We start from the raw sequence: 14,774 nt of genomic DNA on the forward strand, positions 1-14,774 counted from the left end.
AAGCTGAAACGCGCTTATAAGTCGTTTAAGACAGTATAGTACGCCAATTTGCAGGATTAGAGAGTGACAATTAGCTAACACGGGATTTCTTTTGCCTTTTTTTCTGCTTAGTAAATTTCTTAAACATTTTAGCTAAGGTTAGTTGCACTTAAAAGCAGCTAAATTGCGGTGTTTAAGACTTAAAAAACGCCAAATACTGAAAATAGATGTTAACCGGGGTTTCTTTTGCCTTTTTTTTTATTTGGTAAATTTCTTAATATTTACAGCTAAACGACAACCGTCATCCCGCAGCGGGATCTCTTGTTAGCGCCGCGGCGGTATGACGTAGGGAAACCTTTCTTGGGTTAGCTATAAAACTAATCAGCATCTTGTTTAGCACATACAAATTAAGTTTTTCAATATAGTGCTAAACCTTGCAAATCTGTTATAGCTACTTCTTTCAATTTAGTGAGGGGTTTTGACAGTACACATGCTCTTTCACTAGCTATCAACTTAAATACCACAGAAGTTACAATCGTTTTAAGTATCACAGAAGTTACAATCATTGCATTTATATTCTGTGCTTTAACATTTACTCTACTTTCTATTGGAAGCTTTATCCCCCCTACATCATTACGTACAGCAGTATGATTTATTTCATTTTCAGTTCCACTACTATTCTGCAACAAGATATCCCTATTAACTTTTGTTTCAACATTTTTGTCACTACTACCATTGTTAAAATTTAATCCCTCATCTCTTCTACTTTGTCTTTTTTGTCTTTTTTCTTTTAATTTTAATTCAGTTTCTCTTTTATCAAGGGTAGGAAATGGGATGTGAGTTTTTTCCTGACCATCTTGATTTATAGCTCTTGTTATATTGAAAACTTCGTTGCTTTGACATGATATTGTATCAGTAAGTGGTGTGTAGATTTTTTCTTCACTATCTTGATATTTTATAGTTATTGTTGCATTAAGAATGTCTTTCAGAATATCGTTTTCTCTAGCTATGTCTAAAATTTTTTGAATAACTTTGCGATCATGTAATGCGGCAAGTAACTTATCAGTTACTTTTTGATTATTTTGATGTTTTATAGTTATTGTTGCGTTAAGAATATCTTTCAGAATACGGTTCTCCTTAGAGATTTTTAAAATTTCTTCAATAGCTATACTATTTCTACGCAGTATAGCATAAGTAAGTGGTGTGTAAGTCACTTCCCGGCTCTCTGAATGTTTTATAGTTGTTGTTGCGTCAAGAATGTCTTTCAGAATACCGTTTTCTTTAGCTACTCTTAACAATTTCTCAACAGCTATACTATCTTTATGTATAGCATAAGCAAGTGGTGTAAAAGTTACTCTCCTACCATTTGGATATTTTATAGTTGTTGTTGCATCAAGAATATCTTTTAGAATATTGTTTTCTTTAGAGACTTTTAAAATTTCTTCAATAGCTTTGCTATTTCTACATAATATGGCATAAGTAAGTGGTGTAAAAGCTGCTCTCCAACCCTCTGGACATTTTATAGTTGTTGTTGCGTCAAGAATATCTTTCAGAATACCATTTTCTTTAGAGACTTTTAAAATTTCTTCAATAGCCTTGCTATTTTTATATAATATGGCATAAGTAAGTGGTGTGTAAATTTCTTCCTGACCATCTGGACATTTTATAATTGTTGTTGAGTCAAGAATGTCTTTCAGAGTATCGGTTTCTTTAGCTACTCTTAACATTTTCTCAACAGCTATACTATTTCTATGTATAGCATAAGCAAGTGGTGTAAAAGTTGATTCTTTACCCCGATGTTTGCTTACTTCCATAGTAAGAACCCTTTGTTTTTTCTCTTTAGATATTTTTTCTAGTTCTTCAGCAATGCTACTTTTTTTGCCTTTTATTTTTGATGCTAATTTTAAAATACTTTTTTCATCTTTCTCTTTCAATTTCGAATCATTTACCTGATAAGTCGTTTTTTTTCTCAAGATCTTTTTTATTGCACTCAACATAACATTTCCTCTCTTCGTGGTTATAATATTTGCTTTTATGAATCAGTTGTGTTGATAATGTATTAATTGCATAGTTAAAACACTGTTTTATAAAGTAAAATTTTAGTAGACCACCTTACAAGAACGTTTCTTGCTAATTCTGAATCAGAAAAAAAGACACAGTAAAGTCATTTGTAAGGGAAGAACGAAACTTGTAGCTAGCGTGAATCAGATTTACCGACAATTTGAAAAATGAAAACTCGTCATCCCGCTGCTTGTTAGCGGCTAAGAGACACCGCGGTGGCATGACGATAAGGTTCCAGTGTCAGCTACTTGAGTGACACAGTTTTTGCTTAAACCCGTAACGTTCGTACATTTTGCTAAAAGTTCAAATATCAACATCATGCACGTTGAGTGCATTTCTATTAATAAAATCACGGCGTGGTTCAACTATATCACCCATTAGTATTGAAAATATGGAATCAGCTTCTTCACAATCTTTTATTTCAACCTTCAATAAAGTTCTAGCCTCAGGATTTAACGTAGTATCCCATAGCTGATCAGCATTCATTTCACCAAGACCTTTAAATCTCTGCAGAGTTAAACCCTTTTTACCATAGTCCATTATTATTTTTGCAAGCGTACTTGGAGAAGTGATTCTTATTTCAGTTTCTTGTGACTTTAAAAATGAATCACCATTAAATAAATTACTTATATCATCAAGCAAACTTAATATGTTTTGCATATCTTTGCCTTCAAGCATACTAAGTGCAAATATATATTTGTCTGCCAATCCTTGAAATAATTTAGAGATGTGAATTTCTTTTTCTTCATCTTTTATTTCTACTTCCCAAGTATATTCGCTGTACATTAACTTTAAATATTTTAATATTTCATTAGCAGATAACAGTGCATTCTTTTTGCTTAAAATTAGCAATGACTCTAAGAGATTTTGTGGTATTTCTCTATCATAATTTTTGCTAATATTAGAAATGCTAACGCATTTATTCAAAATAAGGCGCAAGTCGTTAAATTCTGTAGCTGTACTACTTAGTGTTAATCTTTTAACTGCTGAGTTTATTATATACTCTTCAAAAGTTTCATCATCTTTAATATAAGTGTCTTTAGCATTTTTTGTAACTTTATAGAGGGGCGGCTGTGCTATGTATAAGTAGCCTTTTTCAATAACTTCACGCATGTGTCTAAAAAAGAAAGTTAGAATCAAAGTTCTGATATGTGAACCATCAACATCTGCATCTGTCATGATGATAATTTTATGATATCTAGCTTTTTCAATATCGAAGTGTTCACTCCCTATTCCAGCACCAATTGCAGTAATTAAAGAGCCTATTTCTGCAGATGAAAAAATACGATCTAAACTTACACGTTCTACGTTTAGAATTTTTCCTCTTAAGGCAAGCACTGCTTGTGTTTTACGATTACGCCCCTGCTTTGCAGTACCACCTGCTGAATTACCCTCTACTATAAATAATTCCGATAACTCAGGGGCTTTTTCCTGGCAATCAGCAAGCTTTCCTGGCAGAGTTGCAATATCAATATTGTTTTTGCTTTTAACTAACTCTCGTGCTTTTCTTGCGGCTTCTCTTCCTTTTGCTGATCTGATTGCTCTTTCTACTATACTTGCTGCCAATTTGGGATCAGTTTCAAGGATTGTGCTCAATTTATCAGAAACTATGCTCTCCACAACTGTACGCGCTTCAGAACTAACTAGTTTATCTTTTGTTTGTGAAGAAAACTTAGGATCAGGCATCTTGAGAGATAAAACACAAGTTAAACCTTCTCTAACATCCTCTCCAGTTAAATTTACTTTTGCTTTCTTTAAAAACCCTTCATTAGTTGCATAGTTATTGATACATCTAGTTAGTGCAGATCTAAATCCTGCCAAATGCGTACCACCATCTCGTTGCCTTATATTATTCGTGAAGCATAACATATGCTCATAGTAGGAATCATTCCATTCCATCGATATTTCCAAGCTGATGCCAAGATCTTCTGCATCTCCTTTCATACTGGCAATTTTAGTTACATGTGTCTTATTCTTATCTAAGTACCGCACAAAATTCGCTGTACCAAAATTGTCTTTAGATTGATTGCTCTGATTAAAATGAGATTCTGTATATGGTTCATTGCGCAGATCACGTAAAGTAATGTCGATATTTGAATTTAAAAATGCTAATTCTCTTATACGACTTTCAAGCGTTGAGTAACTGAAATCAATGCCATTAAAAGTCTCTGTTGATGGCATGAACGTGACTTTAGTTCCTCTTTTGTTTGTATTTTCGTTGACTACCTTTAAAGGTTCAATAGATTCACCACTTTCAAAACGCATAAAGTGTTCTTTCTTATTGCGCCAAATAGTTAATTCCAACCAGCTTGATAATGCATTCACAACTGAGATTCCAACACCATGTAATCCCCCAGAAACTTTATAGGTATTACTGTCAAATTTACCACCAGCATGGAGTTGAGTCATTATTACCTCTGCTGCTGATATTCCTTCTTCTTCATGAAGGTCAGTTGGAATGCCACGACCATTATCAGTTACAGATACTGAACCATCTTTATTTATGCTAACTTCAATTTTATCACAATATCCAGCTAAAGATTCATCTATTGCGTTATCAACAACCTCATATACCATGTGGTGCAAGCCAGATCCATCGTCAGTGTCACCAATGTACATACCTGGACGTTTCCTTACAGCATCAAGACCCCTTAAGATTTTTATTGCATCGGCATTATAACTATTTTCCATTAGATTGCTTCATTTATACACGTTAATTGATGTTACATTCAGATATACTAGTTAGCAACATTTTTAAACTGATAACCCATGTTAAAAGCACAACTTTACGAATGTTTATTTTTGAAGACAGCAAATAGTGTCATTCCAATGCGTCCTCCCGGTGGAGATTAAATTATAATGCTCATGCAGTTGCGTAATTAACAGAAAAATCTATAATTCAGTTTACGTATTTTCTTATCTCAGCCAAAATCTTATCAGATTGACTTTCGTCTGAATTTAAATCAGCTGCAAAGTGTGTAACATATCTTCCTCCAGGGCCAATAAGATATATTATCGAAGAATGGTTGATTTCTTCTTCTCCGTCTACTTTGCTTGCATATACTTTATATTTTGCAACTACTTCGTCTATTTTTTCTCTTTCACCAGTTAACATTTGTATTCTATGGTCAAATTGCTGCTGAAATTCTTTAAGTCTTTCCGTGCTATCGCGCTCAGGATCAACTGTGATGAAGAATGTTTGTAGCTTGTTGTTAGTTTTCTCATCTAACTTTGCAAGTGTTTCTGAAATTATCCCAAGGTTCATAGGACAAATTCTTTTACATGAGGAAAATCCAAAGAAAATCATCATGTATTTATCTTTAAAATCACTACTGCGCAGGATCTGTCCTTCCTGATTAATTAAAGAAAAATCTCCGCCTATCTTAACTTCCGCGTTGTGTGGGGCAAATATGCCTTTTTTAGTGAAATAACAATAACCTAAAAAAACAACTGCTAATGCTGCTAGCACATTAGATAACAATCTTATAAACCTTACCATTAGAATGCTCTCAGTAAAATCAAATTGTATCTTTATTGGTTAACCTATTCAATATATTTATCCCAAAGTGTATTGTTAATTTTGTCTAACAGTTTCTTATGTTCATCAATTTCTTCACTATTTGGTGAATGTTCTCTGGGAGTTAGATTACGCACTTTATGCTGAACGAATGTAGAGTTACTGTCCTGATTGCATTCATTATCAAACAGAAAGGTTTGTAACCCTCCTGTAAGTTCAACATATACCTTTGCAAGCAATTGAGCATCAACTAGTGCTCCGTGCAATTCTCTATTCTCTAGCGATATATCAAAACGCTTACATAATGCATTCAAAGAAGCAGGTGATCCTACGAATTTTTTCCTCGCAAGAGGTAATGTATCTAGCACTCTATCTGAGGAAATTAACCCAGCATTCAGCTTGCTTAACTCCATATTAAGGAACTTAACGTCAAATTCAGCGTTGTGAATTATCAAAATATCGTTAGATATGAAGTCAAGGAATTCAAGTGCAACATCTGAAAATAATGGTTTATCTTCTAAAAATTCTTCACTAATACCGTGAATCTTAAACGAGTGATAAGGTATATCTCTTTCTGGGTTAAGGTACCGATGAAATACTTTACCTGTTGGAATACGATTAATTAATTCCACACACCCTATTTCAATAATTCGATGACCAGATCCAATGTCAAGACCTGTCGTTTCAGTGTCAAGTACTATTTCGCGTAGCTTGCTTTCCATGGTTAACTCTAAATAAAACTAATTTTACTTATTATTTGTCTTATCATCATTTGTCTTTTTATAGTTAATAGAAACAAGCAACCAGCTTGGGTCTGATGAATTAACATTTTTTTTGAATTGCCATACATCCCCAACTTTATTAATGGTGGATGTACTACCTGATATGATATCCCCTTCATTGTTCTTAACGAAGTTAATTTGCTCTGAAAGGAAATATACTGCAATAAACACTGTGTTTTTTACTAGCTTTATTTCTAAAATCTTTTGTGAAACGATAGAAACAATTATAGACTCGTGCACCTCTTTACGATGTTTAATCTTCTCTACGAAGTTGTTGTATAAATCTTTATCCAAGAGAGATTTTAACTGGAACAGATTTCCTTGATTGAAATATTTTATTATTAATTCAAAAGCTATGCTTGAACCTTCTATAAAGTGGGAAATAGAAAAATCTTTGTTTTTTTTTAATATTTGTTCATAAGTAACTTTTATTGAATTTTCATCATTGCTATCAATGTAACCCTCAATGTTTTCTACTACATCTTCTTTACTTCGGCTTACATCCAATACACTAGTTAGCTTTTTTAGATTGAGATTGGCTGACCTTCCTAAAGAATTATACAAACGTGAAAAAATGAACGCCGCTAATAAAGTATATATTACAAGCTCTATCATAGTAACTCAACTCCTTGGCATATAAAGTATCCGAACATTATTAATTATTAATGAAAATATGTTTTTCATATTAACTTATAATCAGGTTTGCTATTCGTTTGTAAATGAATATATTATATAAGAAAGTATTAAATATCTCAACTTAATTAAAGGAGACATAAGAAATGCAACAACAAAAAATGAGAATTCACGGTCAATATGTTAAGGATCTATCGTTTGAGAATCCGAATTCGCCATTCCTTTCTTCAAATAAAGCTCCCGATATCAATGTAATGGTTAATATCAATTCAGCGAAATTAGAAGGAATGGAAAACAAAGAAAGAGTAAATGAAGAAAAATCTTTTCATGAAATTACTTTACATATAGAAGTCAGAGCAACGATAAAAGATGAAGGTATAAAAGATGGCGTAGCTTTCATTTGTGAGACAAAATATTGTGGCATTTTTTCAATAGAAAATTTTAAAGAGTTGAGTACAGAAGAAGTAAGACAAGCTTTGTTTATTGGTGGCCCTACTTTTCTTTTTCCTTTTGCGAGAGAGCTAATTGCAAGAGTTACAAGTAGTGGTGGATTTCCCCCACTAATGCTAGATCCTATAGATTTTGAAACTATGTACGAGCAGCAAAGTCAACAAAAAAGAAGTAACGGTAGTAATTCCAATTTTAACTAATATAGTGTAATATATAGCTGAAAATAGCTGTGCTACTGAGGTACCAAAGGAGAAAGTATCTGAAATGAAGCAGAATATGTGTAATGATTTTGAAGGTAGTCTGTATGTCCACCAGTGCACACCGTTTTTGTCATCCCAGTGCGTGACACTGGGATCCAGGTATAGAAGTGTTTGCAAATCATACAATTTGCAGGGGATCCTAGGAACATATGTCAAAAACAATGTCTATGATGAAATAGGCTGGATTCCAGCGTCACGCGCTGGAATGACATCATTAGTTGATTTTTCACTTAAAAACGGTTATGCAGGATGAATAATTCTTTAAACGCAAAAACGACTTTAAATATTGACGGGAAGTCATACAACTATTTTAGCCTAAGTAGTGCTAGTGAATTTTTAGGAATAGATGTAACTAAATTGCCCTGCTCACTTAAGGTTCTGCTTGAAAATTTATTGCGCAATGAAGATGGAGTAAACGTAAAGCTGGATGATATAAAAATACTAGCAAGTTGCGTTAATAAACACGCTAATCATGAAATTAGCTACAAGCCAGCAAGGGTGTTGATGCAAGATTTTACAGGGGTTCCTGCTGTCGTCGATTTAGCTTCTATGCGGAGTTATGTCAAGAGAAATGGAGGCGATCCAAGCAGCATAAATCCGTCTGTGCCCGTTGATCTTGTGATCGACCATTCTGTTCAAGTAGATAGTTATGGAAGTGTTTCCGCATTCAGTAAGAATGTTGAGCTAGAAGTAAAAAGAAATTTGGAGAGATATCAATTCTTAAAGTGGGGAGAATCATCCTTCACAAATTTTAGAGTAGTACCCCCAGGTACTGGAATTTGCCACCAAGTGAATCTTGAGTATTTAGCGCAAGTTGTATGTAATAAGGATGGGGTTTTGTATCCTGATACTTTGGTTGGTACGGATAGCCATACTACGATGATTAACGGGTTATCAGTCCTTGGTTGGGGTGTTGGAGGCATAGAAGCTGAGTCTGTGATGCTTGGTCAACCAATTAGTATGGTGATTCCAGAAGTAGTTGGATTTAAATTAATTGGCAGACTGCCGGAAGGAGTAACTGCGACTGATTTAGTGCTGACGGTTACCAATATCCTAAGAACAAAGGGTGTTGTTGGTAAGTTTGTAGAATTTTATGGTGATGGTTTAGATTATTTATCTTTGGCAGATAGAGCCACTATAGCAAACATGGCCCCAGAGTATGGCGCGACTTGTGGATTTTTTCCAATTGATCAGAAAACGCTAGATTATTTAAGCTTAACCGGAAGGCCAGAAAAGCTAGTTGAGGCTTATGCGAAAGAGCAAGGATTGTGGCGTGGCAATAATGAGTTAGCATTTTTTGACACACTAGAGCTTGATTTATCAAGCGTGAAGCCAGTAATGGCTGGGCCCAAAAGACCACAAGATAAGGTTTTTCTTTCACAAGTGGCAGAGTCTTTTTCTAAATTATTTTCAGTTAACGAATCAAAGGAAAGTGATAAGCTTCAAGATGGAAGTGTAGTTATTGCAGCAATAACAAGCTGCACTAACACCTCAAATCCAAGTGTAATGATTGCTGCAGGTCTTGTAGCTCGTAATGCAATTAAACTTGGATTAAAATCAAAGCCTTGGGTTAAAACTTCTCTTGCTCCAGGGTCACAAGTTGTAACAGAATATTTAGAAAAGTCTGGATTGCAGGTAGATCTAAATGCTTTGGGTTTTTATCTAGTTGGATATGGTTGCACAACTTGCATTGGGAATTCTGGTCCACTAAATAGTGATATAGAAGATGGCATTAAAAACAAAAATTTAACCGTTGCTGCAGTTTTATCTGGTAATCGTAACTTTGAAGGAAGAATTCATCCGTTAGTCAAAGCTAATTACTTGGCATCTCCGCCGCTTGTTGTTGTTTATGCACTTGCAGGCACTGTACGAATTGACCTGACAAAAGATCCTATATGCAAAGATAAGAATGGAAGTGACGTATACCTCAAGGATATATGGCCAACAAACAATGAAATCGAAGATTGTGTTAAAAATGTGGTAACACGTGAGATGTTTATACAAAAGTATAAGGATGTTTTTTCTGGTGATGAACATTGGCAAAAGATAAAGTGTGAAAAAAGTGAAATCTATAATTGGGATGCAAACAGCACTTACATACAAGATCCGCCCTATTTTGATAATTTATCACCTAAAAATAATAAAATCGATATAAAAGGTGCACAAATATTGGCAATGTTTGGCGATAGCGTAACCACTGATCACATTTCCCCTGCTGGAAATATTGCCTCAAGTAGTCCTGCAGGTATATATTTAAAAAATCTTGGAATTGAGCCACAGGACTTTAATTCGTATGGGTCTCGTCGTGGTAACCACAATGTAATGATGTGTGGAACTTTTGCTAACATTAGAATAAAAAATGAAATGGTAAGCATCGAAGGCGGCTATACAAAATATATTCCTTCTCAAGAAACTATGTCGATTTTTGATGCAGCAATGCGTTACAAAAAAGAAGCTGTTCCATTAGTTGTTATTGCAGGAAAGGAATATGGCACAGGTTCAAGCAGAGACTGGGCAGCAAAGGGTACTGCACTACTGGGAATTAAAGCTGTGATTGCAGAAAGCTTTGAGCGTATACATAGGGCCAACTTAGTCGGTATGGGTGTTCTTCCACTTATATTCCAAAATGGAATAACCAGAAAGATATTTGATGGTAGTGAGATAATAAGCATAAAAGGTGAAATAGTACCAAGTGGAAATTTAGAATGTATCATCAAAAGAAAGGATAGTTCTGAACAATCAATTCAACTCAAATGCTGTGTACAGACTGCAACTGAAGTTAAATACTTGATGGATGGTGGAGTGTTAAGCTACATACTTCTCTTGACTTAGTAAAGTTAAGTAAGTACTAGACTTCTTTTAGCCAGCCCTAGCCCTTTTATAAATAATGATTTGTTCTACGCGAAGTTATGATATAATTTTGCCTTACATATAGTAAAGGTGTTTTATAGATAATTATGATTACCTCTATACAAGAACCTAATGAACTAAAGAAACGTTTACAAGGATTTTATCGTACTGATGAAAAAAGCTATGTACGTTATCTTGTAGAAAAAGCAGAGCTTTCAGCCGATTCAAAAAGTAGAATTTATAATATTGCAAAACAAGTTATTGAAAAAATCAAACACAATAAATTAAGTATTGTAGATTCCTTTATGCAGCAATACTCGCTTTCCAATGATGAAGGAATAGCATTGATGTGCCTTGCTGAATCGCTACTTAGAATACCAGATGATTATACAATAGACGAAATAATCAAAGATAAAATTGCCAATCAGGAATGGAATAAATATTTAGGGCACTCTTCTTCGTTGTTTGTCAATGCTTCCACATGGAGCTTGATGATAGGTAGCAGTATATTGAGAGATAATGAAGGCGATTCGAAGTTCTATTACGCAATTTCTAAGTTACTTAAGAATTTAGGAGAACCAATCATTCGCAAAGCAGTAAAACAAGCAATGTCTATGCTTGGTAATCATTTTGTTGTTGGAGAAACCATAGAAGAAGCTTTAAGGTATGCAAAACTAGATGACAATAGTAAGTTTCTATACTCTTTTGATATGCTTGGCGAAGCTGCTCACACAGCTGAAGAGTATTTTAATTCATACATGTACTCAATAAAGGCTATAGGTGAATCCACTGAAATAAATGATTGTTTTAAATCGCATGGAATTTCAATCAAATTGTCTGCGTTACATCCACGTTATGAATTTGGTCAATTCGATAATATAGCTGAAGAGTTGAGAGCTAAACTGCTAGAGCTTTGTCATGAAGCAAAAAAATACAACATTTCATTATGCATAGATGCAGAAGAAACAGAAAGGCTTGAAATGTCCTTAATCTTGTTTGAACAATTACGGCTTGATGAATCACTTTCTGAGTGGGAAGGGCTTGGCTTGGCTGTACAAGCATATCAAAAACGTGCTTTGTCTGTTCTTGACTTTGTAGAGGATGTTGCTATTCGATCAAATCATAAAATTATGGTCAGACTTGTAAAAGGTGCATATTGGGATTCAGAAATCAAGCGTACGCAAGAATTGGGATTAAATGATTACTCAGTATTTACAAGAAAAAGCTATACTGACGTATCTTACCTCGCGTGCGCACAGAAACTTTTGAGTAAACCAAACAGCTTTTACCCATGCTTTGGAACTCATAACGCCTATACTTTTGCTTCTATCATGGAGCTTGCTGATAAAAATCATCCTGGATTTGAATTTCAACGTTTACATGGCATGGCAAAAGACTTATATGATTATGCAATGTCAGAGCTTGCAACAAATGTTAGCTGTCGTGTCTACGCACCAGTTGGTAAACATAGTGACTTGTTGCCTTATCTTATAAGACGCCTTCTTGAAAATGGAGCTAATAGTTCGTTTGTTAATCAAATAAATGATTCTAACATTAAAATTGATGAGTTAATTTCAGATCCACTGGAAAAAGCTATAAGTTTCAATTATGAATCTCATCCAGGCATTCCATTACCACAAGATATTTTGGGACCTGAAAGAAAAAATTCTTTGGGAATGGATATTAGTGACTCGGTGATAGTCTCACAATTTGCAGATGATATAAAGAGCTTTAGTGAAAAAAAATGGCAAGTTGGGCCAATAATTGACGGACAGTCACTTTTTGATGATGCCAAATTTACTGAAGTGGTGAATCCTGCACATTTAGAAAATGTAATTGGAGAAGTGTCAAATACAACAAGTGCTCAAGCTTTAAACGCTCTTGAAATAGCACATAATGCTTTTACTAAGTGGCAGAATGTTTCAGCAGAAAAGCGCGCTAAATGCCTTGAAAAAGCTGCAGATTTGCTTGAAGAAAGGATGAAAGAGTTGATTTACATTCTGATCATAGAAGCAGGAAAAATTTTATCTGATGCAATAGCGGAAGTAAGAGAGGCAGTGGATTTCTTACGTTACTACGCAACGATAGCAAAAAATGAACTGAGCGACTGGAAAAAATTGCCAGGTCCAACAGGTGAAGATAACTTCATCTTTTTTGAAGGTAGGGGAGTTTTCCTGTGTATATCACCGTGGAATTTTCCACTTGCTATCTTCATTGGGCAGGTTTCAGCTGCACTTGCAGCAGGTAATGTAGTGCTGGCAAAACCGGCAGAGCAAACGCCGATTATTGCCTACGAAGCTGTTAAGATACTACATGAAGCTGGGATACCAAAAAATGTGTTACACCTCATTCCTGGGGATGGTGGATATTTAGGCAAAATATTAGTTCCAGACAATAGAATTGCCGGAGTAGCTTTTACTGGCTCAACACAAACTGCTCAAATAATTAATAAAATGCTTGCAGATAGGGATGGGCCTATTGTGCCGCTTATTGCTGAAACAGGAGGGCTCAATGCTATGATTGTTGATAGCTCCGCTCTCTTAGAGCAAGTGACTACAGATGTTGTACTTTCTGCGTTTCGCAGTGCCGGCCAACGCTGTTCTGCACTTAGAGTGCTGTTTATTCAAGAGGACATAGCAGAGAAGCAGATAAAAATGATATGTGGTGCAGCGCAGGAGCTAAAGATTGGTGATCCAATGCACTTAAGTACCGATATTGGGCCAATCATTGACAAAACGTCTCTCGATGTGCTGATCCAACATACGCAAAAAATGTCAGAGGACGAAGATTCAAATCTGTTATTTAAAGTACCCATGGATACAAATTCTCATAATGGTTATTTCTTTCCTCCATATATTTATGAGATACAAAAAATTTCGCAATTAAAGCAAGAAGTATTTGGGCCTATTTTGCATATCATACGTTTTAACAAGTCACAATTAAATGAAGTTATAAGTGATATAAACAATACAGGATATGGGCTTACATTTTCTTTGCAGAGCCGTATACAAAATCAGATCGATTTAATAAGCAAAAAAATATCAGTTGGAAATGTCTACATCAACCGTAACCAGATAGGTGCAGCAGTTGGGATACAACCATTTGGTGGTAGAGGACTATCTGGCACTGGGCCAAAAGCTGGTGGTCCTCATTATTTACAGCGTTTTTCTACAGAAAAAGTTGTAAGTGTTAACACTACAGCATTCGGTGGTAACACCACACTTATGTGTTTGGATTAATTTGCGGGCCATAATTTTTCTTACCCCTAAACTAGACGTTCGTGCAGACAGCGCTAAGATCCGAAAAGGACCAGTTCATGCACTATGACCTTACCCAGAAAAAGTAGAGAGGAAGTTAAGACGTTTTTGAAGTAAAATAGAACGTTTTTTCAAAGAGGTGTAATATGGGAAACAGAAGGGAATATATAATAGAGTTTAAATTGGAAGCAATAAAACTAGTAAGAGAAACAGGTCAACCGTCAGCAAAAATAGCAAGAGATTTAGGCATGAGTGGAGATTTATTAAGCAGATGGGTAAGAAAATATAATGAAAAAATGTCAGAAGTAGATGCATTTCCAGGCAAAGGAAAGTTAGCTACTTATGACAAAGAAAGGTTTGACTTAAAGAAAGAGTTAGCAAGAATAACTAGGGAAAGAGACATTTAAAAAAAAGCCCTGGGATATTTTGCCAGCCAAAAGGAGTAAAATATTCTTTTATAAAAGAGCATAGAAGCAGCTATAAAATACAGGAGTTATGTAGGTTTTTAAATGTATCTGCTTGTGGTTATTATAAATGGGTTGCTCAGGAGAAAAGCAATAAAGAATTAGCAAGAGAGGAGCTTCTAGCAGATATTCAAAAAATATATCAAGCATCACAATGCAGGTACGGAGCTCCTAAAATCCATGCTGAACTAAAAGCTTTAGGCAAAAATTATAACATCAAAACAGTGCAAGATGTAATGCAAAAAAATGGCATTCAAGCTAAGCTTAGAAGAAGATTCAAAACTAAAAAACAGCAAACAGACAGTAGGATTATAGCTCCAAATATCCTGGATCAAAATTTTACTACGGACCAGCCCAATAAGGTATGGGTAACTGATATTACTTATATAAAAACCAAAGAAGGCTGGCTATATTTGGCAGCAATAATTGACTTATATTCACGTATGGTAGTTAATGAGTAGTTCAATGGATAAACAATTAATTATAGATGCTTTATTTATGGCTGTTAATAAACGCAAACC

Annotated in this window: 9 protein-coding genes and 1 pseudogene; 5 read left to right on the forward strand and 5 right to left on the reverse strand. The window is 34.8% G+C overall.

Annotation, left to right across the window (positions count from 1 at the left end):
- Window positions 1-395: 395 nt before the first annotated feature.
- From OZD67_RS02205 to OZD67_RS02225, 5 genes are all read right to left on the reverse strand, one after another.
- Window positions 396-1,976 (reverse strand): WD_0033/WD_0034 family tandem repeat-containing protein, encoded by a 1,581-nt coding sequence (locus OZD67_RS02205; protein ID WP_182183621.1) that lies wholly within the window; start codon window positions 1,974-1,976, stop codon window positions 396-398.
- Window positions 1,977-2,343: 367 nt separating this feature from the next.
- Entirely contained in the window at window positions 2,344-4,731 is a 2,388-nt protein-coding gene (gene gyrB, locus OZD67_RS02210) for a DNA topoisomerase (ATP-hydrolyzing) subunit B (RefSeq protein ID WP_182183619.1), read from the reverse strand.
- A gap of 208 nt (window positions 4,732-4,939) precedes the next feature.
- A complete protein-coding gene (locus tag OZD67_RS02215; protein WP_182183617.1) occupies window positions 4,940-5,539 on the reverse strand; it encodes an SCO family protein in 600 nt (199 codons plus the stop codon).
- A gap of 44 nt (window positions 5,540-5,583) precedes the next feature.
- A complete protein-coding gene (dnaQ, locus tag OZD67_RS02220) occupies window positions 5,584-6,279 on the reverse strand; it encodes a DNA polymerase III subunit epsilon (RefSeq protein ID WP_182183616.1) in 696 nt (231 codons plus the stop codon).
- Window positions 6,280-6,303: 24 nt separating this feature from the next.
- Window positions 6,304-6,954, reverse strand: coding sequence for a Tim44/TimA family putative adaptor protein (locus OZD67_RS02225; RefSeq protein WP_096617290.1), 651 nt, complete (start codon window positions 6,952-6,954; stop codon window positions 6,304-6,306).
- A 164-nt stretch (window positions 6,955-7,118) separates the two neighbouring features.
- On the opposite strand from OZD67_RS02225, the gene secB reads away from it, so the two are divergent.
- The 5 genes and pseudogenes from secB to OZD67_RS06505 all read left to right on the forward strand — a co-directional run.
- Window positions 7,119-7,622, forward strand: coding sequence for a protein-export chaperone SecB (secB, locus tag OZD67_RS02230; protein WP_182183614.1), 504 nt, complete (start codon window positions 7,119-7,121; stop codon window positions 7,620-7,622).
- 76 nt (window positions 7,623-7,698) lie between these two features.
- Window positions 7,699-7,935: a hypothetical protein gene (locus OZD67_RS02235; protein WP_182183612.1), complete on the forward strand. Its 237-nt coding sequence runs from the start codon at window positions 7,699-7,701 to the stop codon at window positions 7,933-7,935.
- A complete protein-coding gene (gene acnA / locus OZD67_RS02240; protein WP_182183610.1) occupies window positions 7,932-10,514 on the forward strand; it encodes an aconitate hydratase AcnA in 2,583 nt (860 codons plus the stop codon). Before OZD67_RS02235 ends, acnA begins: the two co-directional genes overlap by 4 nt.
- A gap of 125 nt (window positions 10,515-10,639) precedes the next feature.
- Window positions 10,640-13,771 (forward strand): bifunctional proline dehydrogenase/L-glutamate gamma-semialdehyde dehydrogenase PutA, encoded by a 3,132-nt coding sequence (gene putA, locus OZD67_RS02245; protein ID WP_182183609.1) that lies wholly within the window; start codon window positions 10,640-10,642, stop codon window positions 13,769-13,771.
- A 164-nt stretch (window positions 13,772-13,935) separates the two neighbouring features.
- Window positions 13,936-14,774: pseudogene (locus tag OZD67_RS06505) on the forward strand (IS3 family transposase); the annotation flags it as partial.

It is taken from the genome of Wolbachia endosymbiont of Drosophila nikananu, assembly GCF_028981865.1.
GTDB classification, from domain to species: Bacteria; Pseudomonadota; Alphaproteobacteria; order Rickettsiales; family Anaplasmataceae; genus Wolbachia; species Wolbachia pipientis_B.

Excerpts from the sequence above, each read along its gene's own strand:
- OZD67_RS02215 (WP_182183617.1), bottom strand. The coding sequence starts at position 5,539 with ATGGTAAGGTTTATAAGATTGTTATCTAATGTGCTAGCAGCATTAGCA.
- acnA (WP_182183610.1), top strand. The coding sequence starts at position 7,932 with ATGAATAATTCTTTAAACGCAAAAACGACTTTAAATATTGACGGGAAG.
- putA (WP_182183609.1), top strand. The coding sequence starts at position 10,640 with ATGATTACCTCTATACAAGAACCTAATGAACTAAAGAAACGTTTACAA.
- secB (WP_182183614.1), top strand. The coding sequence starts at position 7,119 with ATGCAACAACAAAAAATGAGAATTCACGGTCAATATGTTAAGGATCTA.
- dnaQ (WP_182183616.1), bottom strand. The coding sequence starts at position 6,279 with ATGGAAAGCAAGCTACGCGAAATAGTACTTGACACTGAAACGACAGGT.
- gyrB (WP_182183619.1), bottom strand. The coding sequence starts at position 4,731 with ATGGAAAATAGTTATAATGCCGATGCAATAAAAATCTTAAGGGGTCTT.
- OZD67_RS02225 (WP_096617290.1), bottom strand. The coding sequence starts at position 6,954 with ATGATAGAGCTTGTAATATATACTTTATTAGCGGCGTTCATTTTTTCA.
- OZD67_RS02235 (WP_182183612.1), top strand. The coding sequence starts at position 7,699 with ATGTGTAATGATTTTGAAGGTAGTCTGTATGTCCACCAGTGCACACCG.
- OZD67_RS02205 (WP_182183621.1), bottom strand. The coding sequence starts at position 1,976 with ATGTTGAGTGCAATAAAAAAGATCTTGAGAAAAAAAACGACTTATCAG.